This is a genomic window from Ancylobacter vacuolatus, from assembly GCF_030813595.1.
Lineage (GTDB): Bacteria > Pseudomonadota > Alphaproteobacteria > Rhizobiales > Xanthobacteraceae > Ancylobacter > Ancylobacter vacuolatus.
In genome coordinates this window covers 180,818-204,720 of the sequence record NZ_JAUSUH010000004.1, presented here as the reverse complement: position 1 = coordinate 204,720, position 23,903 = coordinate 180,818, and the positions used below count along the sequence as shown (strand labels likewise).

The 23,903-nt window shown below is 65.3% G+C and carries 34 protein-coding genes and 1 tRNA gene; 8 read left to right on the top strand and 27 right to left on the bottom strand.

What is annotated here, in order from left to right; all coding sequences use genetic code 11:
* Positions 1 to 7: 7 nt before the first annotated feature.
* Entirely contained in the window at positions 8 to 2,140 is a 2,133-nt protein-coding gene (gene pbpC, locus J2S76_RS11490; protein ID WP_370874734.1) for a penicillin-binding protein 1C, read from the top strand.
* On the opposite strand, the gene J2S76_RS11485 is transcribed toward pbpC, so the two are convergent.
* Together J2S76_RS11485 and J2S76_RS11480 are read right to left on the bottom strand one after the other, a co-directional pair.
* Positions 2,127 to 2,330 carry a DUF1127 domain-containing protein gene (locus J2S76_RS11485; protein ID WP_307060587.1) on the bottom strand — a complete coding sequence of 68 codons (204 nt, stop codon included), beginning with the start codon at positions 2,328 to 2,330 and terminating at the stop codon, positions 2,127 to 2,129. The two genes, pbpC and J2S76_RS11485, sit on opposite strands and share 14 nt — an antisense overlap.
* Positions 2,331 to 2,524: 194 nt before the next feature.
* Positions 2,525 to 3,049, bottom strand: coding sequence for a hypothetical protein (locus J2S76_RS11480; RefSeq protein WP_307060586.1), 525 nt, complete (start codon positions 3,047 to 3,049; stop codon positions 2,525 to 2,527).
* Positions 3,050 to 3,428: 379 nt separating this feature from the next.
* Here J2S76_RS11480 and J2S76_RS11475 point away from each other — a divergent pair.
* Positions 3,429 to 3,502 (top strand) — tRNA-Gln (locus J2S76_RS11475).
* Between the two features lie 58 nt (positions 3,503 to 3,560).
* Here J2S76_RS11475 and J2S76_RS11470 read toward each other — a convergent pair.
* The 4 genes from J2S76_RS11470 to J2S76_RS11455 form a co-directional block, all read right to left on the bottom strand.
* On the bottom strand, positions 3,561 to 4,592 hold the full coding sequence (locus tag J2S76_RS11470; protein ID WP_307060585.1) for a tyrosine-type recombinase/integrase: 1,032 nt from the start codon (positions 4,590 to 4,592) through the stop codon (positions 3,561 to 3,563).
* Between the two features lie 190 nt (positions 4,593 to 4,782).
* Positions 4,783 to 5,061 carry a hypothetical protein gene (locus J2S76_RS11465; protein WP_307060583.1) on the bottom strand — a complete coding sequence of 93 codons (279 nt, stop codon included), beginning with the start codon at positions 5,059 to 5,061 and terminating at the stop codon, positions 4,783 to 4,785.
* 457 nt (positions 5,062 to 5,518) lie between these two features.
* Positions 5,519 to 5,878: a hypothetical protein gene (locus J2S76_RS11460; protein ID WP_307060581.1), complete on the bottom strand. Its 360-nt coding sequence runs from the start codon at positions 5,876 to 5,878 to the stop codon at positions 5,519 to 5,521.
* 98 nt (positions 5,879 to 5,976) lie between these two features.
* Entirely contained in the window at positions 5,977 to 6,360 is a 384-nt protein-coding gene (locus J2S76_RS11455) for a hypothetical protein (RefSeq protein WP_307060579.1), read from the bottom strand.
* Between the two features lie 471 nt (positions 6,361 to 6,831).
* Between J2S76_RS11455 and J2S76_RS11450 the strand changes: the two genes are divergently transcribed.
* The 5 genes from J2S76_RS11450 to J2S76_RS11440 all read left to right on the top strand — a co-directional run bounded on the left by J2S76_RS11450 (position 6,832) and on the right by J2S76_RS11440 (position 8,688).
* Positions 6,832 to 7,299, top strand: a complete 468-nt coding sequence (locus J2S76_RS11450; protein WP_307060577.1) for a hypothetical protein — start codon at positions 6,832 to 6,834, stop codon at positions 7,297 to 7,299.
* Positions 7,300 to 7,428: 129 nt separating this feature from the next.
* The gene (locus J2S76_RS23185) at positions 7,429 to 7,752 is read left to right on the top strand and encodes a helix-turn-helix domain-containing protein (RefSeq protein ID WP_370874733.1); all 324 of its coding nucleotides are present in this window, start codon (positions 7,429 to 7,431) and stop codon (positions 7,750 to 7,752) included.
* Between the two features lie 44 nt (positions 7,753 to 7,796).
* Positions 7,797 to 8,105, top strand: a complete 309-nt coding sequence (locus tag J2S76_RS11445; protein WP_307060575.1) for a hypothetical protein — start codon at positions 7,797 to 7,799, stop codon at positions 8,103 to 8,105.
* Between the two features lie 20 nt (positions 8,106 to 8,125).
* The gene (locus J2S76_RS23180) at positions 8,126 to 8,302 is read left to right on the top strand and encodes a helix-turn-helix transcriptional regulator (RefSeq protein WP_370874732.1); all 177 of its coding nucleotides are present in this window, start codon (positions 8,126 to 8,128) and stop codon (positions 8,300 to 8,302) included.
* Between the two features lie 182 nt (positions 8,303 to 8,484).
* Positions 8,485 to 8,688, top strand: coding sequence for a hypothetical protein (locus J2S76_RS11440; RefSeq protein WP_307060572.1), 204 nt, complete (start codon positions 8,485 to 8,487; stop codon positions 8,686 to 8,688).
* Positions 8,689 to 9,136: 448 nt separating this feature from the next.
* Here J2S76_RS11440 and J2S76_RS11435 read toward each other — a convergent pair whose 3' ends face one another.
* The 20 genes from J2S76_RS11435 to J2S76_RS11340 all read right to left on the bottom strand — a co-directional run bounded on the left by J2S76_RS11435 (position 9,137) and on the right by J2S76_RS11340 (position 21,098).
* Positions 9,137 to 9,634, bottom strand: coding sequence for a hypothetical protein (locus J2S76_RS11435; RefSeq protein ID WP_307060570.1), 498 nt, complete (start codon positions 9,632 to 9,634; stop codon positions 9,137 to 9,139).
* A 74-nt stretch (positions 9,635 to 9,708) separates the two neighbouring features.
* Positions 9,709 to 11,706, bottom strand: coding sequence for a phage tail tape measure protein (locus tag J2S76_RS11430; RefSeq protein ID WP_307060568.1), 1,998 nt, complete (start codon positions 11,704 to 11,706; stop codon positions 9,709 to 9,711).
* A gap of 1 nt (position 11,707) precedes the next feature.
* Complete coding sequence (locus J2S76_RS11425) at positions 11,708 to 13,309, bottom strand: terminase large subunit (protein ID WP_307060566.1); 1,602 nt, start codon at positions 13,307 to 13,309, stop codon at positions 11,708 to 11,710.
* A 2-nt stretch (positions 13,310 to 13,311) separates the two neighbouring features.
* Positions 13,312 to 13,725, bottom strand: a complete 414-nt coding sequence (locus tag J2S76_RS11420; protein ID WP_307060564.1) for a phage terminase small subunit P27 family — start codon at positions 13,723 to 13,725, stop codon at positions 13,312 to 13,314.
* On the bottom strand, positions 13,722 to 14,039 hold the full coding sequence (locus J2S76_RS11415; RefSeq protein ID WP_307060562.1) for a phage head closure protein: 318 nt from the start codon (positions 14,037 to 14,039) through the stop codon (positions 13,722 to 13,724). Before J2S76_RS11415 ends, J2S76_RS11420 begins: the two co-directional genes overlap by 4 nt.
* Entirely contained in the window at positions 14,036 to 14,446 is a 411-nt protein-coding gene (locus J2S76_RS11410; RefSeq protein WP_307060560.1) for a DUF3168 domain-containing protein, read from the bottom strand. Before J2S76_RS11410 ends, J2S76_RS11415 begins: the two co-directional genes overlap by 4 nt.
* Positions 14,443 to 14,688, bottom strand: coding sequence for a hypothetical protein (locus J2S76_RS11405; protein ID WP_307060559.1), 246 nt, complete (start codon positions 14,686 to 14,688; stop codon positions 14,443 to 14,445). Before J2S76_RS11405 ends, J2S76_RS11410 begins: the two co-directional genes overlap by 4 nt.
* Entirely contained in the window at positions 14,685 to 15,014 is a 330-nt protein-coding gene (locus tag J2S76_RS11400; protein WP_307060557.1) for a hypothetical protein, read from the bottom strand. Before J2S76_RS11400 ends, J2S76_RS11405 begins: the two co-directional genes overlap by 4 nt.
* A gap of 1 nt (position 15,015) precedes the next feature.
* Entirely contained in the window at positions 15,016 to 15,489 is a 474-nt protein-coding gene (locus tag J2S76_RS11395; protein WP_307060555.1) for an iron ABC transporter substrate-binding protein, read from the bottom strand.
* Positions 15,490 to 15,499: 10 nt separating this feature from the next.
* Positions 15,500 to 15,907: an HK97-gp10 family putative phage morphogenesis protein gene (locus J2S76_RS11390; protein WP_307060553.1), complete on the bottom strand. Its 408-nt coding sequence runs from the start codon at positions 15,905 to 15,907 to the stop codon at positions 15,500 to 15,502.
* A 2-nt stretch (positions 15,908 to 15,909) separates the two neighbouring features.
* Positions 15,910 to 16,212 (bottom strand): head-tail connector protein, encoded by a 303-nt coding sequence (locus J2S76_RS11385; protein WP_307060551.1) that lies wholly within the window; start codon positions 16,210 to 16,212, stop codon positions 15,910 to 15,912.
* A complete protein-coding gene (locus J2S76_RS11380) occupies positions 16,199 to 16,555 on the bottom strand; it encodes an HNH endonuclease signature motif containing protein (protein ID WP_307060549.1) in 357 nt (118 codons plus the stop codon). Before J2S76_RS11380 ends, J2S76_RS11385 begins: the two co-directional genes overlap by 14 nt.
* Before the next feature lie 2 nt (positions 16,556 to 16,557).
* A complete protein-coding gene (locus J2S76_RS11375; protein ID WP_307060547.1) occupies positions 16,558 to 16,824 on the bottom strand; it encodes a spike base protein, RCAP_Rcc01079 family in 267 nt (88 codons plus the stop codon).
* 16 nt (positions 16,825 to 16,840) lie between these two features.
* Positions 16,841 to 17,272 carry a hypothetical protein gene (locus J2S76_RS11370; RefSeq protein WP_307060545.1) on the bottom strand — a complete coding sequence of 144 codons (432 nt, stop codon included), beginning with the start codon at positions 17,270 to 17,272 and terminating at the stop codon, positions 16,841 to 16,843.
* Positions 17,273 to 17,282: 10 nt separating this feature from the next.
* A complete protein-coding gene (locus tag J2S76_RS11365) occupies positions 17,283 to 18,485 on the bottom strand; it encodes a phage major capsid protein (RefSeq protein WP_307060544.1) in 1,203 nt (400 codons plus the stop codon).
* Positions 18,486 to 18,488: 3 nt separating this feature from the next.
* A complete protein-coding gene (locus tag J2S76_RS11360) occupies positions 18,489 to 18,992 on the bottom strand; it encodes an HK97 family phage prohead protease (protein ID WP_307060542.1) in 504 nt (167 codons plus the stop codon).
* Entirely contained in the window at positions 18,992 to 19,204 is a 213-nt protein-coding gene (locus tag J2S76_RS11355; RefSeq protein ID WP_307060540.1) for a hypothetical protein, read from the bottom strand. The genes J2S76_RS11360 and J2S76_RS11355 overlap by 1 nt, the downstream gene beginning before the upstream one ends.
* Positions 19,204 to 20,415 (bottom strand): phage portal protein, encoded by a 1,212-nt coding sequence (locus J2S76_RS11350; RefSeq protein ID WP_307060538.1) that lies wholly within the window; start codon positions 20,413 to 20,415, stop codon positions 19,204 to 19,206. Before J2S76_RS11350 ends, J2S76_RS11355 begins: the two co-directional genes overlap by 1 nt.
* A gap of 135 nt (positions 20,416 to 20,550) precedes the next feature.
* Positions 20,551 to 20,793: a hypothetical protein gene (locus J2S76_RS11345; protein ID WP_307060536.1), complete on the bottom strand. Its 243-nt coding sequence runs from the start codon at positions 20,791 to 20,793 to the stop codon at positions 20,551 to 20,553.
* 2 nt (positions 20,794 to 20,795) lie between these two features.
* On the bottom strand, positions 20,796 to 21,098 hold the full coding sequence (locus J2S76_RS11340; RefSeq protein WP_307060534.1) for a hypothetical protein: 303 nt from the start codon (positions 21,096 to 21,098) through the stop codon (positions 20,796 to 20,798).
* A gap of 1,067 nt (positions 21,099 to 22,165) precedes the next feature.
* Here J2S76_RS11340 and J2S76_RS11335 point away from each other — a divergent pair.
* Entirely contained in the window at positions 22,166 to 22,729 is a 564-nt protein-coding gene (locus tag J2S76_RS11335; RefSeq protein ID WP_307060532.1) for an ATP-binding protein, read from the top strand.
* Between the two features lie 284 nt (positions 22,730 to 23,013).
* Here J2S76_RS11335 and J2S76_RS11330 read toward each other — a convergent pair whose 3' ends face one another.
* On the bottom strand, positions 23,014 to 23,577 hold the full coding sequence (locus tag J2S76_RS11330) for a recombinase family protein (RefSeq protein ID WP_307060531.1): 564 nt from the start codon (positions 23,575 to 23,577) through the stop codon (positions 23,014 to 23,016).
* Positions 23,578 to 23,903: the final 326 nt, after the last annotated feature.

The window sequence follows — 23,903 nt, the reverse complement described above, 5'->3', positions numbered from 1 at the left end:
GCGCGACATGGCTCGCGTGAGGCGGGGACTGTGGCGCGCCGGCGGCTTTGCCGTCCTCGGGGCGATGCTGCTGGCGGGGGGCTCCACGGCCTGGCTCGCCGGCGTGCGCGCCAGCGCTCCGCCGCCACCCGGGCTCGCCCTCTCGGTGGAGGTGCGTGATCGCGAGGGGCGGCTGCTGCGCCCCTTCGCCCTCACTGACGGGCGCTGGCGGCTGAAAGCGGAGACCCGCGAGGTCGACCGGCGCTTTCGCGACATGCTGGTCGCCTATGAGGACAAGCGCTTCTGGGAGCATGGCGGGGTCGATCCGCTCGCGTTGCTGCGGGCGGCGGGGCAGATGCTGCGGCACGGGCGAATCGTCTCCGGCGGCTCTACCCTGACCATGCAGGTGGCGCGGCTGCTGGAGCCGCGCGAGGGGCGCGGGTTCGCGGCCAAGCTCGGCGCCAAGCTCGCCGAAATGCGTCGCGCTATCCAGCTGGAGGCGCGGCTGAGCAAGAGCGAGATCCTCGCGCTCTATCTCACTCTGGCGCCCTATGGCGGCAATATCGAGGGCGTGCGGGCGGCCAGCCTCGCCTGGTTCGGCAAGGAGCCGCGCCGGCTCACGCTGGCCGAATCGGCGCTGCTGGTCGCCCTGCCGCAGGCGCCGGAATCACGCCGGCCGGACCGGCACCCGGCCCGGGCCCTGCAAGCGCGCGACACGGTGCTGGCCCGGCTCGGCGAGGCCGGGCTGTTCGGCGCGGCCGAGGTGGCTTTCGCCGGCCGGGCGCCGGTGCCCACGGGGCGCCTCGCCTTGCCGATGCTCGCCCCCCACGCGGCCGAGGCGGCCCGCCGCCAGCAACCGGCGGCGCAGAGCCATGCACTTGCCATCGACGCCTCGGCGCAGGCGCGACTGGAGACCCTTGCCGCCGAACGGGTGCGCGAGCTCGGCACGGGCGTCTCGCTGGCGCTTGTCATGGTCGACAATGCCAGCGGCGAGGTGCTGGCGCGGGTGAGCGGCGCCGACCCGCAAGACACCGAGCGCGCGGGCGCGGTGGATTTGACGCGGGCGATCCGCTCGCCCGGCTCGACGCTGAAGCCGTTCATCTATGGCCTCGCCTTCGAGGACGGCATTGCCCATCCCGAGACGCTGATCGAGGACCGGCCGGCGCGCTTCGGCGCCTACCGGCCGCGCAATTTCGACCGCGACTATCAGGGCACGGTGTCGGTGAAGCAGGCGCTGCAATTGTCGCTGAATGTGCCGGCGGTGGTGCTGCTGCAGGCGGTGGGGCCGCAAAGGCTCGCCAGCCGGCTCGGCCAGTCGGGTTTCGCGCTCAAGCTGCCGCCGGGCGAGGTGCCGGGGCTCGCTGTCGGGCTGGGCGGCGTCGGCATGAGCCTCGACGCACTGGCCGGCCTCTATGCTGGCATCGCCAATGGCGGGGCGGCGCAGGGCCTGCGCGACCGGCTGGACGGCGCCGCTTCGGGGCCGGAGAGCGCCCGGCAGCTGATGAGCCCGGTCGCCGCGGCCTATCTCGCGCAATCGCTGGCCGGCACGCCGGCGCCGCGCAACGAGCGCGCCGGGCGCATCGCCTTCAAGACCGGCACGTCCTTCGGCTATCGCGACGCCTGGGCGGTCGGGTTCGACGGGCGCCGGACGATCGCGGTGTGGGTGGGGCGGCCCGACGGCCAGCCGGTGCCCGGGATGATCGGGCGTGAGGCGGCAGCGCCGATCCTGTTCGAGGCGTTTGCCCGGCTGGTGAGCCGACCCGCCCCGTTCGCGCCGGCGCCACGCGAGGCGCTGGACGTGAAGAACGCACAATTGCCGCCGCCGCTCCGGCATTTCGGGCGGGCGTCGGGGCAGGAAAATGGGGGAGAGGGGCCGAAAATCGCCTTCCCGCCTGATGGGGCCAGCCTGGAACGCGAGGGCGACGAGCCCATGGTGCTCAAGGTGAGCGGCGGGGCCGGCAAGCTGACCGTGTTCGTCGATGGCGTGCCGAGCGGCCAGCCCGCCGGGGCCGCCACATTGTTCTGGCGGCCGGCGGGCGCGGGCTTCGTGCGTCTGACCGTCATGGACGCTGCAGGATCAACCGACAGCGTCACCTTGCGTATTCGCGGAGCGACCGATTTGAACGAGGCCGCTCAGCCGGGACGTCTCAGCGGCCGTTGACGGCGGCGCGGGCAATGTCCTGGCGGGTCAGGCCACGCTTGGCGAGGGCAGCGTCCGAAAGACGGGCGAGAGCCTCGTAGCGCTGGGCGATGCGACGGCCTTCACCGATGGCTTCAAAGAAGCTGGTGACGCCTTCGACGATGCGCGAGAAGAAGTCGGACGAGGTGTGGTTAAGGGTCGTGGTGTTCATTTGAGCCTCCAGTATTCTGTATGCCACGGAATATAGAGGCTTTACCGCAGCGCAAAAGACGGAATGCTGCATGGCAGCACTGATGTTCGTGCATGCCTGACTTTGCCCGTTAATCCAGCATTAACCGGCTGAATAGGGTTCAATCCAACCAAAATGGTTGAGAATTCTCCGGTATGGCCGATCTAGCTGCCCTTTCATGCGCCTTTCGGCCTAGGAGCCATGTTTAAAACGAGGGTCATTCCGCCCCTGCGGAGGGGGCTGTGGCGGCGTGGATGGCCTGGCAGTGCCGCACGAGGTTCGGCTGCCCCCCCCGTGAAGCGGCGCAGCGGGGTCTCGATGTCGGAGAATAGAATAGTGGCGATGAAACCAAAGATCGCCGCATCGACGCGGGTCGGCGCCGGCCCGAAGGCATCGCCCTCAGCCGGGAACTGCCGCGCCGGCACGGCGAGATCGGCCAGCCCGCGCGCATAGGCGGCGTGCGGCTCATAACGGCTGATCCCTGAAAATGGTAGCGCTGGGCGTTGTGGTCGCGGGCCTGCTGCAGAAGGGGGGGCCGCCAGCTCGGGATGCTCGCGCCGCACCGCCGCGTGGAAGGCGGGCCGGAAAGCGGGGTCCTTCCAGCGCGAAGAGGACATGACCCAATCGACGTCATCGAGCCGGCGCGTGACCAGAAGCACCGTGTCGCGCTGCGCGCGGGTGAGTCCGCCGTCGAGCGCCACGCCATGCCGGCTCTCCAGATGGGCGATGATGTCACGTCCGCCAGTTGCGAGCAGCGATCGCGAGCGACGGCTTTTGCGGTGTCGACGCCGCCGGCCGGGTTGGCCGCCGAATCGGCGCTCCCCCGTCCGGGCTGCATGCGGGGAAATTGGGGGACAGCGCCGCGTGGCGGGCGCGGGTCATTCCGGCTTGGCGAGGTGGCCGGCCCAACCGTGGCGCCCGCTTTCCGGCAGGGCGGAGCGGGGATGGTGGAAACTGCACGCAGGGGGGTAGACCGAGCCGGCAGGAGCGTCTATAGAGCGCGCCACTGCCGCTGCCCCCGCGCCCCGACACCTCGTGTCGCCGCGGAAGGCCCCGGAAGCGCCGCTCGCGGCGCCACGGTGGGGGATAGTTTAACGGTAGAACTGCGGACTCTGACTCCGTTAGTCCTGGTTCGAATCCAGGTCCCCCAGCCACTTGATTTAGCTGCGCTTTCCCCCTCGGGGTTCAAGATGAAAGCGCCCATTCGGGCACTCATTCGGGTGCTTTTGTTCTCGTTTCGAGCTTACGGATCGCCGCCTCGCCGAGCGCTGGATCGCGGCTGAGGTAGTGAGAATCGAGAATCGCCGAGACATCTCGCAGCGAGTGCCCGGTGATCGCCGCGATTTCCGGTACGCTGGCGCCAGCTACCGCTAGGCGGGTTACAGCCGTGCCTCGGAGATCATGGAATGTCAGATCGACGATGCCGGCCTTAATGCAGGCCTTGCGCCATGACGAGCGAAAGCCGTCCGACGTCCAGGGCACACCGTCCATGTTGGTCAGAATCAGCGGAGATCGGCGGGGCGTGGCATCAAGCGCCGCCTTCAACGGCGCGCCGACAGGTATGACGATTCGCACGCCCGTCTTTCCCTGCTTCAGACGGATCCTCGCCCCATCGTAGGCCGACCATGGCAGCCGCAGCAGATCGCCCTGGCGTTGGCCAGTCCAGAGGGCCAGCAACAAGGGCAGATGTAGATGGCCCGGCGCGGCCGCGAGGAAAGCAGCCTCATCCGCATCCGACCACACCTGATCGGCGCGCTTCGACTGGTAAAGCCGTCCGCCCCTTTCGCACGGGTTGACCGCTATGTGCCCCCGCTCCTTGCCCCATGCCATGACCAGCGCGAGCACCTGAAAGGCATAATCCGCCTGACGTCGGGATTTGATGGCCAGCCGGTCACGCCACGCCAGGAACTCGCCGCGCGTGCGCCGATCGGCAAGCGCCGTCAGCGGAAAGTCGCCAAATTCTGACTCGATCTTGTGAATCTGCTTCAGATAGTCGGCGCGGGTCCGCTTCGCCTTGTCGATGAAGTCGGAGCTTTGCTGATAGCGATCGAGCAGCCATAGGATCGAGTTGTCGGCGGCGCGAGTTTTCCGGCTTACTGCATCCAGATAGCTGGCCGTAAACTCCGGCGATCCAGGCTTGCCAGAGAGCCGCGGCCCCCCTTTCCAAGCGTAATAATAAGTGGCGACCGTCCCGCTCGCGAGCTTGACGGTCTTCTTGTTGATACCTTTCAGTTCAACGCGCATTTCGCCCGGACTTCCATTCATCGAAGGGGCTGGACGGTGCCGGCGCGGCCGACGTACCAGCGTCGGTGATGACGCTGATCTTGCCATCCGGCGCCACGTCAATCCGCATGACCTGAAGCCCTGACGACTGCGCCGCGCGCACTGCGCGCGTTACATCAACTTGGCGGAAGGCGGAGGGTCGCGCCATGGCTCAACCCCTTCGCGCCCGCTTGAACGCCTCGACGTCCCTGCGGTCGATTTCGAGCGGCGAGGTCTTGCCGCCCGTGCATCCTTTGCGAAGCGGAAGGCGTGCCTTCATCCGGTTCAGGGTCGACCTTGACCAGCCGAAGGCGTGGGCGATCGCTGCAGATCCGCGAATGACTTCGTCGTCCCCGGCAGGGGCCGCAACCTGCGCCGGCCGTTCGGTGCAAGAAGGCGCAACAAGAGCGTTGCCTTCACGGCTCAAGGGGGCAATATGGTTATCCGTCATGCTCACTCCATAGCTGGGTTTGATGAACGGGACGGGGAGCGTCGCCGGCAAGCATCGGCTCCCCGTCCTGGCCGTTCCTTAATGGAACATCGCGCGAACATTAGGCGCGCCATGGAATCCCACCGCAAACACTTGAACCTTCTTGAAAGAAAGAGGGTGTGGAAGGCCTGTGTACTGCGTGATTTGTCTTGACACGCGAATGCATGGCGAGGCCGTCGCGGCCACGCGAAGCAACGCACAGAATGTATGATTGCCGCCCCATCGGGGCCTCGGGATTGTTGAGCCATAGCGAAGCTGGGAACACAGATGCCGCAGCTTCAACGGCAATGAGCGCCGCCGGGGACATATAGAGAACACCAAAGTGCATAGTCCTGACAAGAGGGTTTTGCCTCAGTTTGTGACAAACCCAACGGCCGAAGGCCCGGCAGTACGTTTCGTACCGCCGGGCGATCTGGCATTAGCTCGGCGAGGCGTTCGGCAGGTTGCCGGCATCCGCCGCCAGCAACGACCCATTGCGCAACCACCATTGCGCCCGATCATCGGCCAAGCGCGAGGCCGCGACCACGACACCCGCCGTGTGGTTTCCCATGTCGGCAGAGCTGGTGATGAAGTGAGCCGGGTATTTCTCGGCAAGCGCTGCCTTGATGGTGGCGAGCGCGCGCTCGATCCGCTCTTCGGGCGTCCGCTGCAGGTCCGTCATGAAAAACGCGACGGGATGTACTGACCGCGACGGATGCACGACGGCGTGCCATTCGCCGCCCTCATAGTCGTTCATCGTGTCGGCTAGCTCCCACGCCAGCCGCCGGGCGCGGATCATGGGGTGCTCTGGAGCAGGAAGCGCGCAGACCGCGCTGGCGGGCTGAGGGAGGGCACAGAAGGCAAGTGCGCTCCCGCCGGTGAGAAGGGCGCGCCGGTTCATTCTGCGTCCCCGCACTGCTCACGAAGCCCGCCGTCGTCGGCTATGCCGTTGTCGTCGCCGTCCTCGCCGTCGTCGCTGGCGCCCGCTGCCCATCCAATTTGCGAGCCGGTCATGCGGTAGACCTGCGGCAGGCCGTCCGCGCCCCGCCATGTCATATCAGCCATGACGGCTTCCGGGGCGCCGAGGCTCGGCTCGCCGTCGCTGTCCGGCTCGGCGCCGTCGTGCTCGTATTCTTCATCTGGTTCCCGGTCGGTGTCGCCGTCCAGGGCGTCCAGCGCTGCCATGGCGCGCTCGATGATGTCAGTGAGGTCGTGCCACATCGCTTGGCGATCGCGGCGTGGTGACGGCGCAGGGCCGCCATAGGCGCTATCGAGGTACATGGTTCGTTCTCAGGTTTCGGCTTGTCACGGCCGTGCCGACGGACGGAGTCGGCATCCGGGGGGTGACAACCAGCCTGAGAGACTGGCCGGACGCTTTTAAGGGTTGCCCCTCTGGACAGCACGCCCGACCCCGGACAATATGTTCCGGTTCGGAGCCGAGCCGCCAAGCTCGTCCGTTGCTCTCCCTGAAAAGGGAGATGCGTTTCGACCGCCGCCGTTCCCCGCCAAGGGTCCGGCAGCATCCTCGCCAAAGGATGGTGCGGTCTATCTCAGGTCCGGGTTGTCACGCCCAATCCCATTTATGCGCTGCTTCGCCCCTCTCGCCAAGAGGGATGCGAACGCGCGCGCTTGCTGGTAGCCGAAGGCCGTGCAACCCTATCTCGACCCGAAGAGCAGTGGCATTGCTTCAGCCGATGTAGGCCGATCTCGACACGCTCACCTTCTAAGGATGCAATGGGATTGGAGGAGAATATGTCGGAGTTTGACGACTTTGTAAGAGAAACAATGAAGGCAAATCAGCAAAAGCGGACCGAAAAACAGAAGGCCGAACAAGACCGAAGGGAAGTTGAACTAACGCGAATCGAACAAGCAAATGATGAATTAACAAAATTACTGAGGCCAATCGTCAACGAGGCGGATGCCGCCCTTCGTCCGCAAAATGGCAAGGTCGAATTAAAGAGCGATCTAGGACGATTGGACGGAAATCAACTAGTCTACCCCTCGGCCACCATCACAATATCTAGGCTCGACCAAGGGTCAGCCAATAGCGTGCCGGACGATGATTGTTTCGCCCAAATGGAGCTGTCGCGCCAAGAGTGGAAATGGAAGGCCGTACCTCCGGCGCTTCCCCGCCCGGTCGAGATCATTCCCCGTGGGGAAAAGTTTGGGCCAGCCGTCAGAGTCGAGCTAAAGCGACTGATCGCGGCATTTCTCAGATAGGCTTAGACGCTATCTCGATTTGCCCGCGCGGCAGAGCCGACTTGATGGTCTCCCCCTCCCGTCAAGAGTGATGCGAGGTCGCGCGCGTTGGGGCACGCTCCTCGAGCTTGACCGGCGTGGAGCGTGAAGATGCAGCAACCAGCTTTGCGGGAGCGCGTTAGGGCGCACGAAGCGGCGGGAATCCTCGGGATATCCGTCCGCGCTGTGCAATCGCTCGCAGCTAAGGGGGAGCTACCCGGCGCCGCCAAGATCGGCGGGCTCTGGACCTTTGACGAGAACACTCTTCGCAGCTGGCTGAAGGCGATATCGACCCCGGAGACGCCGGCACGAGAGCCACGGGCAGCAAGGCCCAGGCAAGCTTATGATCCGAAGGCATGGCCGCCACTGCAAGCCAAACACTCAGCAGAGGCCTACGAGAAAGTCCTGCGGGAGTTGCGTCAAATCAAGGGCTGATGCAACCCGCACGTGTTGTGGTACACAATCTGCCGGGGGACGATATGAAGCTCAATCGGTATGTGACCACTCTTGCAGTCGTCAGCGCCGGCATCTGCGGATGGTTGTTGCTGCGCGGCATCGACCCTGTGACCGCCGCCAAGCTGGAGTGCGAGCACCATATCGAGGCACTGACGGGATATCATCTCAGCGGCAGAGAGGTGTCAGCGCTGGGAGTTGCAGGCGACGTATACAACGGCAAGGTCCAGGGGGCCTTCATCCACGGCGACAAATTGAGTTCTGCTGTGTGCGTGTTTGAGGCTGGGCATACCATGCGCGTCGCAGTCGACGGCAAGGTCTTGGAGGGCCGCTGACATCGGACGTAATTCGTACCATGTCACTGGGAGTTCAAGGCATGAATCTGCCACCGCGCCCGCTTCTGCCAAAGCATGTCGCCGAGCGCTGGGGGTGCTCCGAGCGAACCGTGCGCAACATGATCCGCGCCGGGCGACTGAAGCACTTCCGCCTTGGCGGTCGGCTGCTCAGGATACCGTTGTCTGCGGTCGAGTAGATCGAGGCGTGCAGCGACCCGGCGCCACAACCCGCGCCGGGTAGGCCCCCGTCGCCGGCTGTCAGGCCTGCCGACAGCGGATTGGTTCGAGCTCTGGTGAGGCGGAAGGTTACACGCTGACTCGACACTGGTTCTTGGGCTGCTAACGTTGCAGAAAACTCGGTCAAGACTCGGGGAAGAAAATGACTGAAACGATTGAAGATTTGAAAAAGCTGCGTGAAGAGCTGGCAGAACGTCGTAGGAAGGAGGCGCATTGGATCCACCACGCTTTCAATTACGAGCGGCTTGAGAAAATAGCGCAGGTACAACTCGCCATTCAGGCGCTTGATGCTGTGATTGCCGAAGGCGAGCCGGAGAACACGTTCACGCTCGACAACGTCAGTTGATGCGCCTGTCTCTGAAACGCATCAAACAGAGCGCTGCGCCCCGCGCCACCGACGGCAGTATTCGATGCGGTAAGCCCTCCAGTGCCGATCATTGCAGGCCGGGCAACGCTTGCAGCTCTTTCGCGTCGGGCGAGACAGCGCCCCTCCACAATCGACACACCTTAGTTGCGCCGCCAGTTGGGCGTGCCTTTTCTTGATAGCCCGATCTCGCAACGCCGTGGCGTTGCAACGCCGGCTGCAATATTTCTGGTCCTCCTTCCTAAGCAGGAAGCTGCCGCCGCACCAGGCGCAGCTTGCCTCCGGAAACCTGCCTAGATCGGTGGACGGCAGGACCACGGGCAAGCCGCTGTGAGCTTCCGCCTGGCACACTTTCGAACAGAAAAGATGATTGGTGGCGCGGGGCTCGAAGGGCTTCCCGCAGCGAAGGCAGACTTCACCGGCCAGCGCCTCAAGACACACTGGCGCAGTAGACCTTCTGGGCAAGCTGGGCACAGGATGCGCAGCAGAATTTCTGGCGGTCATACTTGGATTTGAAGCCTGTTCCGCAATGCTCGCAGGCGAAGATGGGCCGCCGCTCCAGCCGTGCTGCTTTAGCTGCGGCGCGCTGTGCGAGGTAATGTTCATCCAACCACCTCCCATCGTGTCTCCATCGGTAAGCCTGAAGGCAGGTGCTGCTGCAAAACTTGTAGTGACCCGCCTCAAGCGGCCGGGAGCAGTTGCGGCAACACACGTATTCGACAGCCATGATGCCGTCCTGCGTCCATTCCGGCTGGCCCTGTTGCCAAGTCGGGCGCACCGTGCCCACGATCCTGAGGGCCGCTCCCACCACCTCGGAGGCCGCACGATCGGCATCGTGCCAAGGCCAGCCCTGAAGGCAGAGAGCGGAGCGGACGCCAGCCCGGCAGGGACCTTCAGCGGCAAAGGGCGTCGGTTCCGCCTTGGTCATGAGAGCGGCAATCCTCTCGCGGACAACCTTCTCCCGATCGCGGTTCAGACGGTGCCGCTGAGGTGCGCGCCGGCTCACGCGGTCGACCTGCGGACGCCGTAGGCGCTCTCGAATACTCTGGCAGCGCGGCCACGGCCTTGGAATTGATCGACCATCGCGCTCTCCACGGCGCGATCGATCTGGAGCTTGAGGTTTGTCTCACCATTCGGCCCGCGCGACTGCTGTAAGTCGACCTTGGCCCCGGCGGAGTTGTTCACCGTGACGTTGACTTGCGAGCCGCCATTTGAGGACCCAATACCGGGCTGGGGGATAGCAAAGCCGGGCGCCACATAGCCACCTTCGGCATAACCCTTGTGAAGAGCATCGAGGTTGCCCGCCCCGATCCGGCCGACTGCCGCTTTGCTGAAGACGTACTCGCCCCGATGGACCACGCCGGCCGGTTGGTGCTTGCCTCCCGCGCCAGTGAACCCACCCTCGGCGAAGCCGAAGGCGGAGCCCACCATGCCGATGATGCTGCTGATTAGCCCGCCGCCGACCGAACCTCCGCCGGCGGCCCCGCCGGCGGGCGCGCTAAGGCTGGAGAAGATGGACTTGATGCTCTCCTGAAGAGCCATCTCGATCAGCGTGTCGAGAACGCGGTTCAGCGAGTTCTGGAGAGCGTCGGCAGCGTCGACACCCGCCCGAAGATCGCTGACGAACCCCGAGACCGCATCATAGGAGATGTCTTCAAACTGCAGCATGGTCTCTTGAAGGCGAGCCTGCGAGAGCGCCGCCTGCTCGAATGCCCCCGCCGCCACGCCCGATCGCTGGGCCAGCTCTTCAAGCTTTGCTGACTGGTCCGCGGTGAGAGTGATGCCGGCTCGCTGCGCCTCGGCAAGAAGCTCCTGCTTCACACGAAGCGTCTCGGCAGCGGCAGTCGTCAGGCCGAGCGCTTGCTGCTCAATTGCCATCTGGGCAATGCGGCCCTCGGCGGACTGCACAATCTGGTCGTACGCCTTCGCCAGGTCATGCGCCTCGCCGACATTGGAGAGGTCCCCCCGACCGCCGGTGACGCCAGAAGGATTGACCGTTACCCGTGGCGGGCGGCTATCGAGCTGCGCTTGGAGCGCGGCGGCTTCGGCCTCACGGCGTTTGATGCCATCTTCCCCGCCACCGAGAGCGAAAGCCATGCTCGATTTCCGCATGTTTTCGGCCGCAGCGGTGAGCAGGTCGATTCGTCGCTGCAACGTGGCAGAGGTCTGTGTTTCCGTGGAGTTCAACATGTCGGTGAAGTCGCGCATCAGCGCCACGACACCGACCAGGGCGCCCTTAAGCTGCGTGCCGACCGTCGTCGCCAGCTTCGCGAACTGCCGGTCGATCTCGACAGCGCGCTGGATCAGCTCGGCATCCAGCACATTGCCCGTGTCGCGAGCCTCTTGCCGCATCCTCGCGATGTAGCCGTTACCCTGCGACAGCAGGCGCACGAACTGCTCGCCGCCCGTTCCGCCGAAAAGCTCATCGGAGATTCGGATCTGCGAGGCCTTGTCGAGCCGACCCAGCTTTTCAATGATCTCCTCGAACAGGGCCGCCGGATCCTGCAGCTTGGTCTTGAGATCGTCCGCCGTATAGCCGAGCCGCTGGAAAGCCTCCGCACCGCCGCCCGCCCCGGTGACGATGAACTCGTCCGCACGAAGCTGCAGCTCTTTCACGCCATCGGTCAGGGCGTCGATGTTCACCAGCGCGCCTTGCGCCGCATAGCCAAGCTCTTGGAAGGCCTCTACAGCGACACCGGCCTTTTGAGCTTCGGCGGCGATCTGCGCCAGGTCAGCGGCGGCAGTCTTCGCGCCGGCGAAAAGACCCGCCAGCCCCAGTCCGCCGATACCCGCTGCGGCGCCGAGAGCACCGGCTGCACCGGACACCGCGCCGCCTATGCCGGCGAAGGCCGCCTTCAGCCGGGTGGCCGACGACTTCGCCCGATCCTCGATCGCCTTGAACCGCTTGTCGGCGGTCTGCTGGGCACGGGCGAAATTGCGCTCGAAGTCCCGCACGCGGGCCTCAAGCAAGACGACAAGGCGTTCCTCATCCGCTGCCATTTCACATCACCATGAGTTCGGGGGACCAGTCGTCGCTCTCGTAAATGCTGCCGCCACCCTCAGAAGAGGCCCGCGCGACCGCCATGGCGCAGGCGACAGCGCCGTCGATCCGGTCCCGGCTCTTGCCCTTGTGGAACATGCGGTTGCCGGCGCTGTCGGTGTGGACAGCGATGTTGTCGAAGCACCAGCGCAGCACCGGGTGGCCGCCATGGGTGAGCTGGCGCCCCACAATGGCGCGCTCCAGCTCCTTGACGGCGGGCGCCATCGTCACCCAGCCCTGCCGCATCTCGACAGCCGGCAGGCCATCGTCGAGCAGGTTGTTCAGCATGTTGCGGGCGAGGTGCGGATCGAAGGCGATCTCCTGCACCGCATAGCGGGAGCAGAGATCGCGGATCGTGTCTTCGACGACGCGGAAGTCGACGACGTTGCCGGGTGTCGGAATAATGAAGCCCTGCTCCGCCCACGTCGGATAAGGCACGCCGTCGCGGTCGGCACGGACGCGAAGGTTGTCCTCGGGGCAGAAGAACCAAGGGTGGACCACATAGCCGCCCTTCTCATCGCGCCAGGCGCCGACGACGGCGGTGAGGTCGTGATTGCTGGAGAGGTCGACGCCGAGCCAGCACGGCGCCAGCTCGAGAGATTCGAGGAAGACCGGAACCGCGCCCTCGTCATAGACGTCCATATCGACGAACGGGTCGGCGGAGTGGTCGAGCCAGATATTGAGGTTGAGCTGGCGGAAGGCCTCGCGGTCGCCGATGCGGCGCTGCCCCTCGCGGGCGAGTTGGCGCAGGCCTTCAAGGTCGGGATAGCCATAGGCGAGGCCGGGGTTCACCCGATGCCACACGGCTTCGTCCGTCCAGTCGCAATCGCGGTCTGCCTCGAACATGATCGGCAGGATCGAGGGATCGTCGATCTCGCCGCGAGCGACGCGGCGGGCATCCTCAACGATGTCCCACGCGACGTTTTCCTGCCCCCGACCGGCCGTGGTGGCGACCACCAGAAGTGAACCCTTCTGCTTAACCAGGCCGGAGCGCAGCACGTCCCAAAGCTCGCGCTTTGGCCAGGCGTGCAACTCGTCGGCGAGCACGAAGGCGGGCGTGCGCCCATGCTGGGTGCCGGCATCTGCCGAGATCGCCTCATAGAACGAGCCGTCACGCGGGTACGTCAGTCGGTTGCGGTAGTCGACGACGCGGGTGTTGGAAGCGGCCGCCGGCACAGCGCGGACGATGCCAAGCGCCTCGGCGAACGCCAGACGAGCCTGCTTTCTGTCGGCAGCGGCCGAGATCACCTCGCCCCCCGGTACCCGCTCCGGCCCGATCGTGTGCAGCAGCGCCAGCGCCGCCGCGAGCGCGGTCTTCCGGTTGCCGCGCGGCAGCAGCAACACCACCGTCTTGACGATGCGCGTGCCGTCGACATGGCGAGGGCCGTAGATGCGGCGGACGATCCGCTCCTGCCAAGGGTCGAGCTGGAACGGCCGGCCGGGCTGGCTGCTCTTCGGGTGCTTCAGCATCCGGAGCCAGCGCACGGCGCGCTCGCCTCGCCCCATCGGGTCGGCAATCTCACTGCCGTCGAAGATCCATTCGGGATAGGTCGAGCGGGCCATGGTCAGCCATCCATTCCAAAGAGGTCGTCCTGTCCGGAATCAGCCGCACCGCGGGCAGCCGGGCGGGAGCGGCTGACAGGGGTAAGGCCGAGCTCGCCGGCAAGCAGGCGTGCCTGCGTCTGGGCATCGGAGGAGATCGCGACGGCCGGATGTTTCTTCGGCCCGGTCTTGCTGTGGTAAATCATGCCCTCGCTGGTGATGAGCCGTTCGGCTTCCGCCGCCCGCCCGACCGCGACGCAATAGTTCGCCAGGGTGGCAACGTCGGTCATGGTGAGGGTGCGGCGTTCCTCGATCAGGATCGGCGCCACGCGCTCCCATTCGGCGCGGGCGTCAGGCGACAGCCACTCCGGCGGATCGAGCGGGCCGCGCACCGGCGAGGATCCGGGATCTACGAAGGACGGCTTTCGACCTCTCACGGGCCGATCCTTGTGCAGCGCAGCTCCAGCCCCTTGCGACGTCCGATCTCCTTGACCTCGATGAGGTTGAAGGCGGCTCCCTCATAAGAAACCCTGTCCGCCAGGGTGACGCCGTCGAGAAAGCGGATGCGGAAGACGATGGCCGTCTCGGTGCTGGCACCGAAGGCGCGCATGAACTCCGCCGTGCTGGCCTCGACCTTCTGCGCCCGCATGGTCGCGATCGTGCTCCACCCGGTCACCACCTGGCCGAGGCCGTTCACGCTCTCGGTGGATCGCTGGATATCGATCACTCGGTCCAAGGCTCCGGCTCTCATGCCGCGAACTCCTCGACCAGCGCCTCGAAGGTGAGCACGCCGTGCCCGGTCTCACCATCGGGATCGCGCATGAAGCGCGCGTCGCGGTAGCGAGCCCGGACGGCAGCCCGGTCGCCGAAGAACCGGCCCCGAAGCGCCACCCCGACCGCCCCGGCGATGGCACGGGCCGAGACGAGGTCGCCGTCTCGCGTCCATACGTGGATGGTCGAGAACAGGCGCACATGATTGTCGGCGAGTGTCAGGTTGTCCCTCACTGCCTGACCTTCGCCGAGGATGATGCAGGGGAACCGCTCCGGCCGGGAATGACGGTCGAAGATGTTCGCCGCCGGCACCAGTGCCAGCACGCTGGCGTCGCCGGTCAGGCGCGCGCGGATCGCCTGTTGCATCGCCAGGGAGACATCCGTCACAGCTCCGCCCTCCGGGCGCCAAGGCCCTTCATCAAAGCTCTCACGCCAGCGACATCCCGCGCCGACGTCAGCACCGGACCGCTCTTTTCCCCTCCGCCATGGATCGCCTTGAGCATGGAAACCTTGCCCTCATAGGCGAGCCGCAACTCGCGCATGGTGCTGCTGAGAACGATGGCGGGGGGCCAGCCGAGCCAGCCGGTGCCGATCTTGAAAAGCCACTCGCAGTAATCGGCGAAGGTCACGCGAAAGGGCGCTCTACCCCTTTCGCCTCCTCGGGCTCTTCGGGAGATCGCCCGCCGTTCGACAGCAGGATGACGAACCGCACCAGAGGCGAGACGAGACCGGCCAGCCCGGCGGCAAAGACCTTCTCCTCGATCGCCTGCCGCTGGTCCGCTCCGGCTCCCGTGCCGGCCGAGACGACATCGGCCGCCATCGCGAGGTCGTAGCGCTCGAGGCCTGCGAGCACGTTCATGAGCCCGCCGTGCCTCTTGCTCATGCCCATGGCGGCCCCGAGAGTCGGGCGGAGAGTGACGACGGAGCCACCGAGTTGGATCTCGATCTCGTCCATGTCAGGCCTCCTCTTCCGCAGGCACCTCGATAATTGCGGTGTTGATGCCGATGTTGAACGTGGTGCGGACCACGTTGTTCTGTTGCCCGTAATTGTCGCGAGCGGACATCACGAGACCCCGGAAGTAATAGATCGAACTGGTGTGATCGGCGTCGGGGGCGTCGTTTGCGACGATCTTGAAGTTGTATTCGAAGCTGGTCTTCTCCGCCGCCTTCGCGGCAATCTGGCCCAGGTCGAGCGGGTCGCGGCCGACGACAAGCACGAGCGTGCCGGCGTCCCTCGCGCCCTTCAGCTTCCTGACGCGGGCATCCCCGAGACTGGCGAAGTTGATGGCCTCGCTCTCATCGCCGAGCTCGCCAAGGTCCTCGATCTCCTTGATCTCGACATAGATGTCGGCGGCGAAAGCGGTCTCGTTTGACGCGGGCACCGTGGTGCCGATGTAGATCTTCGCGCCTGCGGCGGATGCAATGGTCATGACGAACTCCTCATGCCTTGGTGGACCGCACCGCCTTCGCGACGGCGCGCTTGATGCTGCTGGTGGCCTTCTTCCGGTGGAGCCTCACCGCCGGCCAGAAGAAGGGATCCGGCGGGGCCTTGGTCGTCCCGTATTCGACGAGGTGGCCATATCGGACATCGGCGTTGCCGACCGTCACGGCCACCGCGTTCGCCGGCACCGACATGGAGCCGCCCGGCTGGGAATAGGGCGGCGTCGTATGCCCGGCCGGGGTGACGGTGATCGACTCCGCCAGCTCGCCCGTATCGACGGGCACGAACTGGAGCATCGTGTCGGCCATCTGATCGGCCGCCTTGCGCAGTGCTGGCGCAGTCGCCGCGATGGTGGCTGCCGGGATAGCCTTAAGCCTGCGGCGGAGACGATCGCGTTGGGCGCTCATGGTCAGAACTCCCATTTCCGATGCGGACCGATCAGGTCGTGAAACCCGAAAGGCACCTCGCTCACGGAGCCCTGACCCGTGAAAGTTGCCTCGCGGTTCTCATAGAAGTGCCCGGCGAGCTGCTTCAGCGCCTCGACAAGATCCTGCGGCGCGGCGCCCTCGATCTCGTCGAACGAGCCGCACCAGGCCTCGACATGACGCCGGGCTGCTTCCAGCGCATCCGTCAGCAACGTGTCGTCGTCGTTGTCGGTGATGTTCAGGTGCGCCTTGATCTCGGCGAGGCTGACGATGTCAGACGTATCCATGGCGCTTCTCCTCGGCCTGCTTCACCCGGCTGTGACAGGAGCGGCACATCGGCTGCCAGTTGGAGCGCGACCAGAAGAGCTTGCGGTCGCCACGGTGCGGGATGATGTGGTCGACCACCGTCGCGGGGGCACGACAGCCAGGCCGTGCGCAGGTCGTGTGCGCCTTCAGGTAAACCTCACGCTCGCGGTCCCATTTGCTGTCATAGCCGCGCTCGCGGGCAGAGGGTCGCTGCGCTTCGGCGCGCGCATTCCGCTCTGCCGCGCGCCGCCGTTCGCACGAGCATTGCTGCCCTGACGCGATCCGGAAGCCACAGCCGCAGATTCGGGGCGCGCGCACCGGCATGTTCAGCTCTCCGCCGTGTAGACGGTTGCCGTGGTTCCAGTCGCGAGCACGCGGCGGACCTGATACGGCACGACGAAACCCATCTCGCAGCCCGTGAAAGTAATGGGCTCGTTGTCCGGGTTCTCGATCGGAAGCACCACCACATTGCCGGCCACAACGACGATGACGGCCTTGGCCGGGAAGGGGAGATCGGTCGTGTTGCTCGGCGTGATCGCCCGCCCCCGGCGCGGGAAGCTGGTCGGCGTGGGTGCGAAGGTGCTCAGGTCCATTGACCGTACCCCCACATCACGCCACCGGCCTGTCGGCGGCGTGGCCCTTGACGACAGAGGCGGAGAACGGCGTCGCGGTGCCGTGGGTGCCGGAGAAGTCCGCCAGCAGCTTCAGGTACCGCTTGTTGCCGACATAGCCGACGCGGGTGATCGTGGGCGCCGCGTGCGCGGCGATCAGCGACTTGACGATGCCGCCGGTGCCGACGCTGGCGATGCCCTGCACGTCGTCGATGGTGACGGCCGAATAGGTAGAGTCGTCATCGCTGTGAGTCAGCTTGAACTCGATCTTGTTCGTGCCGCTGAATGTGATGCCGCCGACGCCGACGTGGATCGCCAGCATGGCGGCGTCGAACCCCTTGATGTCGATCGCCGCCGGGGTGTTGTCCGCCGCGTAGGCGGCGGGCGGGATGGCTTCGACGACGGCGATGTTCGAGATGATGTCGCGCATGGGTCCCTCCTCAGGAAACGGCCATCTTGAGCTTGCGGAACTTGGCCGGCTGGAGCACCCGGCCGCCGACGCGACGGGTCGCGTGGTAGCGGGTGAGGCCGTTGGTCGCGAGCAGGAACGGGTTCATCAGGATCGTGAGGCTGATGCGGTCGACGATCCGGTAGCCGCTGAAGTCGCCGTAGATGATGGGGAAGGTTCCCGAGGCCACGTCGGGCATGTCGATCATCTCGAGCACGGGGCGACCGAGGATCGTCTCGGGCTGGCCGGCCTGATAGCTGGGCTGCCAGAGATAGTTGGACTGTCCGTCCTTCAACTTGCGGATGGCCGCGAGCGTGGTGCCGTTCATCGCCCACGCGCCGGAATTGCGGTAGGTCGCAGGCAGGGCGTAGAGGAGCGTGATCAGCGCATCGGCCGAGAGGTTGGTCGCGTGGCCGTTGACCGTCTCGCCGATGCCAGCGGCGGTCATGAAGCCTTCCGGCTCCAGCACGCCGCTACCCGACACGAAGGCCAGGGCTTCCTTCTGGCCGAAGTCCTCGGAGAGGGCGAGGTTCACTTCGGATTCGACGTTGCCCGCGCTGTCGGCGATGAGCTGGTTGGAAATATCGACATAGGTGCCGATCTCCTTCACCACGACTTCGGCCTGTCCGAAGGTCGGCTCGCTGCCCTCCTGCGCCTGCGTCTCGCCCTTCCATCGGGCGGCCGTGATCGAGCTTCGGGTCGGGTAGATCACGCTCGGCGCGCCCGTCGAGCGCACGCTGGCGACGCTGCGAACCGGCGAGAACTCGACCAGGTTGCGCAGGAATTCGGTGCTCATCTCCGCCGGGGCGAAATAGCCGCCCTGAGGGTCCGAACTGACAGTGAGGGTCTTCAGCTCCTCGGCCGGGGCCTGATTGCCGAAGCGCAGGTAGGAGGCGAAGGCCTTCTGCTCGACGGTCGGCTCGCCCTTGGTGTCGGTGCCGTTCGGGCGGTTCACCTTCGCCTCGATTTTGTCCAGGCGCTCGACGAGCTTCGCGGCCGGGTCGTCCTTCTTGTCGTCCGGCTTGGTGCCCTTGCCCTCCAGCGCGGCGATGCGATCGCCGAGCGCCTTCTGGCCATCGGTGACGGTCTTCGTCAGGTCGCCGAGCGCTTTGGTGACGATCTCGTTCGGATCGTCGTTCTCGCCCTTCAGTTCCAGTGCGCCGGGCGCCAGCGCGTGCAGGCAGGTATGCTTCATCTTTCAGTTTCCTCGGAGAGCCGCATCGGCGCGGCGGAGTGCTTCGGCGAGCCGGAAGGCGTCCGCCGCGGATTTGGCGCCGGTAATCCGCGCGCCGGGGTGCATGGGCGCCGTGACAAGCGACACCTCGAAAAGCTCAAGCGACTTGATGGTGCGGCCGCCGCCGCTGCGTGCCACCGCCTTCTTGGTGACGAAGCCGATTGAGAGGCCGCCGACGGCGCCGGCCATCACCAGGGCGCGGACCTCGCGAGCGCGGGGAACGTCCTCCACCAGCATGCGGCCCTTCAGGGCGAGGCCGGCGCCGGTCTCCTGGGCTTCGGTCCACACGCCGACGGGATCGTTCATGTCGTGGCCGAACAGCATCGGAATCGGCAGCTTCATGCCCTTGAAGGCGCCCGGCTCGATCATGTCGCCGACGCGATCGGGCGTGCCGAACTTCCACGCCAGGCCGGTGATGGTGCCGGCATTGTCGGCGATGACCTTGGTCTCGATGAAGGCGTGCTCCATCAGTGAGACCTCCCCACGAGATCGACGGTGCGCACACCGTCGCGGCAGAGATCCGCAAGGACGCTGACGCCATCCTCATAGGAAAGGCCGTCCCAGACGGTCAGGCCGCAGTACTCGATGAAGAACCAGGGCGTTCCCGCGTCCGGGCCGCCGCCTGTGATGACGCCCCCGTCGAGTTCCGCTCGGGGGTGCAGATGAATGACGTTGTCCATCAGGCGTCATCCTCGCGCTGGTCGGGTGTGGGAGGCGGAGCAGCGGCGCCGATCTGTCCGCCGGGCTGGTTGCTGCCAGTGTTCGGGTTGGCGTACTCCTCGCCGCCCTCGCGGGGCGGCAGGTCCAGCCAGGAACGGCCCTCATTCGGATTGAGCACCCGAGAGGCGATCAGCGAGGCGATGGCCGTGGCGCGTTCGGTCAGGCTTGCCCTCGTCAAATCATCCCTGTCGAACTTCACCCTGTATTCGCGGCGTTCACCGGCGGCGAACAGCGCTCGGCGCAGCGCACCCTCAAGCGCCTGCAGCCAAGGGTCCAAGCTGAACACAAGAAAATCACGTCCGAGAGCTTCCGTTGTACTGAAAGTACCTCGCGAAAGCTCGTAGATCATCGTCGGCGGAACTCGGAAAGCGCGGGCGATCTCCTGAAGCTGGAACGTCCTGTTCTCCAAGAACTGCCCATCGGTCGAGAGCATGGTGAGCTGGGCATATTCCGCCCCGCCTTCGACGATGGCGGTGCCGCCGGACTTGCCGTTGCCATGCGCGATCGCCCACGCCTCGCGAATGCGCTTGAGCGCCTCCGGCGTGACACGATCCTTCAGCGACAGGACACCCGAGGGCCGGGCACCGTTCTTGAACAGCCGGCCAGCGTGCTCCTCCAGCGTCTTCGCCACGCCGATGGCGTCGGCGGCAAGGCTGAGAGGGCAACGGGCGAATGGGGAGCGCAGATGCACCACGTCGTCCGCCGACACGGGCGTGTTGTTGATGCGATAGCTGGGCTCCAGCCGACCATCGCCGGAATAATCGACCGTGAAGTGACCGGGCTCATAGCGCACCAGCTCGATCGTCCGGCCGTCCACTTTATTCGCCAGGGCGAGCGAGCCCTTGTCGGTGATCAGCGCCGCCGCCACCATATCACGGATCAGCTCATAGCTGCTTTGCCAGTCGTTCGGCTGGCTGCCGAGGAGAGCAGCGGCCGGGTGCTCCGGCGCCTCGATCCAGGCACCGCCGACGCGGCGCTCGACGCGAAGATCAAGGCATGCGCTGGCTTCGCTCAAGAGCCGGATCGCGGACTGAACCGCCGGCACGGTCAGCGCCTGGGCAGTTCCGACGCCGAGGCCGGAGGGCAGCGCGCCGAAGACCGCCTGCAGCTCCGCATCGGGAGCGGACAAGCTCTTCGTCGTCCTGAACCATCCTGAGAGCCGCTGAAGCACTTACAACCTCTGCCTATCTAACTGATAAATAAAGTAAAAATCCTAATTGGCCCGTATCGCGCGCGAAGCTACCCCCGCCGGTCCCGGCCGGGTCCCGGAAGTTCACGACCACCCCGGGGTACGCGCGGTGAGCAGCTATCCACGCGCTTCCACCTTCATGATCTCGTGCTCGAGGATCACCACGGCCTGCTTCATCTGGTTCAGGTTGGCCCTGCCATTGGAGGCGCGAGGGTTGGCGGCAACCTCAGCCTCGAGGCGAGAGACCGACAACTGTGTCCGCCTCAGCCGCTCCCGCAGGTCCTGCAGCCGTGCCGCCCGGTTGAGTTTGCCCGCGTCGATGGCGCGAACGTCGGTCTTGCGTGGGCGCCCGGCTCGCATGGTCAGCTATCCTCCCGCTCGCCGCTGGCGATGCGCATGCGGTCAAGAGACGGGGCGCCCGGAGGTCGAGCCATCGGCAGGCTGCGCCCGCGATACCGACCGAAGGACCGGCCGGGCAGATGGGCGAAGACGTGGGCGACAGCAGGCTCTCGGCCAATCTCAGAACGACAGAAGTCGCACCATTGCTGCCAAGCCAGACTGCCGGCTTCGACGAAGGTCCAATCGTGATCGGGAGTGCCAAAGACCGCATCTCTCGCCAGTTCGGCAAGAGACGTCGAGGCGACGATGTTGCTGGTCTGAAGCATGTGGCATTTTATGCGGCTAGGGCACTCCCGTTGACAGGTGGTGATTGCGCTCTACTTGTTCCGTTTGATGTCACGTCTTCCTTTATCCTTCTCGAAGGCCCTCCTTTCCTTTGCTTCTGGCTCTTCGTGGGGTTCAGATTTTTGGACCGTTCCGAACGTTTGGACCCTATCGGCCGATGAGACGTCGGGCCGCGCTTGATCCATGCCGACCACTCAGGCGACACAATCTCGATACGGTTCGGAAGATGTTTCCGGCCCTTCTGCGGTCGATGGGCGATGTCGATCAGGCCGAGCCGCCGCGCCTCATGAAGCGCGTTCTGCACACTGGTACGACAGACGCCGGACAGGGCTGCTATCTGATCAATAGGAAGTTCGCATGCACCGCGATGTTTTACCTCGCCTGCGACGATTGCCAGGGCAGCGCTCTCAGCCTCTGTAAAACAAGCGGCCAATGCTGCGGGCATGGGCGCCGATCGTGCCAAGCCACGGCGCCGCCGCTTGGACGCTTCGCGATCCGGAGACGTCTGTCGTCGGCGCGGCTTGAACCGGCTCAAACTCGCCATCACGGAGGAAGCTCGCGGTGAAGCGCTCGGCACCCGGCGACGGGAGGCCAGATCGGCCAAGGCTTGCGCCTGATCATCAGTCAGACGCTGGGCGCCCCATTGCTCCCATACGGCAGCGGAAAGGCGATCCAGTTCCGAACCCGAGGCCTGCGAGATGGCGAGCTTTAGGGCATCGGCGGCTGCGCAAATGTTCATGCGCGAGCCCCGGTCGAACGAGTGGCAACGGGCCGTATGACGTCAGGAGTATTCGGGATATTGCTCCTAACCCATTGATCCGACATGATAGGCCTTCTCCGCATTCGGGAGAATGGCGCAATCTAATCAATGCTCGCTCGGGGCCTCTGACTCCGTTAGTCCTGGTTCGAATCCAGGTCCCCCAGCCACCCCAGAAAAGTCTTTGAAATCAAAGACTTTAATCTGCGGCTCCACCCACCAAATACTCCCACGAATACACCCGCAAGCCTAGGCGCTTGAGGAACTGATGTGGCTTTCTCGGAGGGAGTGATGACCCGACGCCCGCGTATCTATGTCATGGGGGCATCGTGTTCAGGCGTTTCCACGCTGGGGAGTGCCTTGGCCACCCAGCTTGAGGTGCCGCATCTCGATGTGGACGACTTCTACTGGATGCCAACCGATCCTCCGTACAGCATCAAGCGCTCGCCCGAGGATCGAGTTCGCCTCATCACGCAGAATCAAAATGAGGCCGAAGGTTGGGTCCTTACGGGGTCGTTCATCGGCTGGGGCGACGCGCTTATTCAGGTCGTTGATCTGATCGTTTTTCTTTGGACGCCCACGGAGATTCGATTGCGGCGGTTGGCCGCGCGGGAGGCGGAACGGCACGGTGCGCGCATTCTTCCCGGCGGCGATATGCATGAAGCCCACCGCGCATTTCGTGATTGGGCATCGCGATATGATGATCCCTTGTTCGAGGGGCGTAATCAGGCGCAGCATGAGCGCTGGTTAGCTGATCAATCCGCGCCGGTGCTTCGCCTGCAAGGGGAACGCCCCACGGAGGAACTAGCGCAGTCCGTTGTTCAGGTGCTGTCCGGCCACTCTCTCCGCGACTGATCGAACGGGCGGAACGCCTGCGTGAGCGCGAAAGGGCCGTCTCTTCAACGAGCTTGGCGACTACGCGCGCCATCCGGGGCATCTGGCGAAAGTGTCAACGCCGCAGGACACACTTTCCCTTTTCGTCCTCATGCTTCGATCCGGGCACGAGGAGAGACCGCCATGCAGACGAAACCCGACGCCGCCCCCGAAGAGCAGCCTGACGCCCCCGAGGCGCCCGCCTTCGACCTCGCTGAGGCGGACAGAGACGGGGGTGACAGCGACCTGCTCAGGGGACCCGCCGCTCAGTTCGCGGTGTCGTCGGGGTGCCCGGATTTCGAGGGGCGGCGGGGGAAGATCCGGTACACTGTCGCCGGGGAGACGCCGAGCGCCCTTGCAACTTCCGGGACGGCGTTGCCGTTGGCCAGCAGCCGGTGGGCCTTGGCGATATCCTTGTTCGAGAGCGATTGTGGCCGACCGCGCCGCCGCGGCCCGCTTGATGTGACCGCCGGCGCCGGGCCGGGCTCTGTCAGCTGGGCCAGAGCGCGGCAGGCGAAGGCGAGCGCCTCGCCGGTGGGAATCATCATGTCCATCGGCATGCCGCCCAACCGGATCGTCACGCCCTTCTGGCTGAGGGACGCCACGATGCGGACGACCGTCTCGACATCGGCGCCGAGATGCCCGAGCGCCGGCACTGTCAGCACATCGCCGAGGCGCAAGAAATCCAGCGCCGCCCGCAGGCCGGGCCGATCGAAGCGGCGATCGTCGTCTATGTCGGTGAAGACATGCTCGCAGCCGAGCGCCCGCAGCGCTGCGGCTTCCGGCGGTTCCGGCTCGGTCCGCTCAGGCGTGCGGGCGTGAGGAGACACGGAATCTCCCGGCAAGAGAAAAGAGGGGCCAGGCACGGCGCTGCCGTCCGTCCGGCCGTCGGTTTCGACGAGACAATAACCAATGAGCATAATTCCCCGCAGGCCGGGCATCCTCCGCAAAAAGAATGTCGGTCGAACCCGTTCCGACCGTGCCTCTGGCCTCCCCTAATGCGTAGCAAAAATAGCACGGTCGACGAGAACTGCCACGCTCACATGCACGTCTCGCGAGCGGTACGATTTTAGCGTCATTTTTGAGAAATTTTCGCGGCTGTGGGGATTGTTTTGAAATTGTTGAAATTCATACATGTTTTTATAATCGGAGTTCT

Excerpts from the sequence above, each read along its gene's own strand:
- pbpC (WP_370874734.1), top strand. The coding sequence starts at position 8 with ATGGCTCGCGTGAGGCGGGGACTGTGGCGCGCCGGCGGCTTTGCCGTC.
- J2S76_RS11485 (WP_307060587.1), bottom strand. The coding sequence starts at position 2,330 with ATGAACACCACGACCCTTAACCACACCTCGTCCGACTTCTTCTCGCGC.
- J2S76_RS11470 (WP_307060585.1), bottom strand. The coding sequence starts at position 4,592 with ATGCGCGTTGAACTGAAAGGTATCAACAAGAAGACCGTCAAGCTCGCG.
- J2S76_RS11465 (WP_307060583.1), bottom strand. The coding sequence starts at position 5,061 with ATGACGGATAACCATATTGCCCCCTTGAGCCGTGAAGGCAACGCTCTT.
- J2S76_RS11460 (WP_307060581.1), bottom strand. The coding sequence starts at position 5,878 with ATGATCCGCGCCCGGCGGCTGGCGTGGGAGCTAGCCGACACGATGAAC.
- J2S76_RS11455 (WP_307060579.1), bottom strand. The coding sequence starts at position 6,360 with ATGTACCTCGATAGCGCCTATGGCGGCCCTGCGCCGTCACCACGCCGC.
- J2S76_RS11450 (WP_307060577.1), top strand. The coding sequence starts at position 6,832 with ATGTCGGAGTTTGACGACTTTGTAAGAGAAACAATGAAGGCAAATCAG.
- J2S76_RS23185 (WP_370874733.1), top strand. The coding sequence starts at position 7,429 with ATGCAGCAACCAGCTTTGCGGGAGCGCGTTAGGGCGCACGAAGCGGCG.
- J2S76_RS11445 (WP_307060575.1), top strand. The coding sequence starts at position 7,797 with ATGAAGCTCAATCGGTATGTGACCACTCTTGCAGTCGTCAGCGCCGGC.
- J2S76_RS23180 (WP_370874732.1), top strand. The coding sequence starts at position 8,126 with ATGTCACTGGGAGTTCAAGGCATGAATCTGCCACCGCGCCCGCTTCTG.
- J2S76_RS11440 (WP_307060572.1), top strand. The coding sequence starts at position 8,485 with ATGACTGAAACGATTGAAGATTTGAAAAAGCTGCGTGAAGAGCTGGCA.
- J2S76_RS11435 (WP_307060570.1), bottom strand. The coding sequence starts at position 9,634 with ATGACCAAGGCGGAACCGACGCCCTTTGCCGCTGAAGGTCCCTGCCGG.
- J2S76_RS11430 (WP_307060568.1), bottom strand. The coding sequence starts at position 11,706 with ATGGCAGCGGATGAGGAACGCCTTGTCGTCTTGCTTGAGGCCCGCGTG.
- J2S76_RS11425 (WP_307060566.1), bottom strand. The coding sequence starts at position 13,309 with ATGGCCCGCTCGACCTATCCCGAATGGATCTTCGACGGCAGTGAGATT.
- J2S76_RS11415 (WP_307060562.1), bottom strand. The coding sequence starts at position 14,039 with ATGAGAGCCGGAGCCTTGGACCGAGTGATCGATATCCAGCGATCCACC.
- J2S76_RS11400 (WP_307060557.1), bottom strand. The coding sequence starts at position 15,014 with ATGGACGAGATCGAGATCCAACTCGGTGGCTCCGTCGTCACTCTCCGC.
- J2S76_RS11395 (WP_307060555.1), bottom strand. The coding sequence starts at position 15,489 with ATGACCATTGCATCCGCCGCAGGCGCGAAGATCTACATCGGCACCACG.
- J2S76_RS11390 (WP_307060553.1), bottom strand. The coding sequence starts at position 15,907 with ATGAGCGCCCAACGCGATCGTCTCCGCCGCAGGCTTAAGGCTATCCCG.
- J2S76_RS11385 (WP_307060551.1), bottom strand. The coding sequence starts at position 16,212 with ATGGATACGTCTGACATCGTCAGCCTCGCCGAGATCAAGGCGCACCTG.
- J2S76_RS11380 (WP_307060549.1), bottom strand. The coding sequence starts at position 16,555 with ATGCCGGTGCGCGCGCCCCGAATCTGCGGCTGTGGCTTCCGGATCGCG.
- J2S76_RS11375 (WP_307060547.1), bottom strand. The coding sequence starts at position 16,824 with ATGGACCTGAGCACCTTCGCACCCACGCCGACCAGCTTCCCGCGCCGG.
- J2S76_RS11370 (WP_307060545.1), bottom strand. The coding sequence starts at position 17,272 with ATGCGCGACATCATCTCGAACATCGCCGTCGTCGAAGCCATCCCGCCC.
- J2S76_RS11365 (WP_307060544.1), bottom strand. The coding sequence starts at position 18,485 with ATGAAGCATACCTGCCTGCACGCGCTGGCGCCCGGCGCACTGGAACTG.
- J2S76_RS11360 (WP_307060542.1), bottom strand. The coding sequence starts at position 18,992 with ATGGAGCACGCCTTCATCGAGACCAAGGTCATCGCCGACAATGCCGGC.
- J2S76_RS11355 (WP_307060540.1), bottom strand. The coding sequence starts at position 19,204 with ATGGACAACGTCATTCATCTGCACCCCCGAGCGGAACTCGACGGGGGC.
- J2S76_RS11345 (WP_307060536.1), bottom strand. The coding sequence starts at position 20,793 with ATGCGAGCCGGGCGCCCACGCAAGACCGACGTTCGCGCCATCGACGCG.
- J2S76_RS11340 (WP_307060534.1), bottom strand. The coding sequence starts at position 21,098 with ATGCTTCAGACCAGCAACATCGTCGCCTCGACGTCTCTTGCCGAACTG.
- J2S76_RS11335 (WP_307060532.1), top strand. The coding sequence starts at position 22,166 with ATGACCCGACGCCCGCGTATCTATGTCATGGGGGCATCGTGTTCAGGC.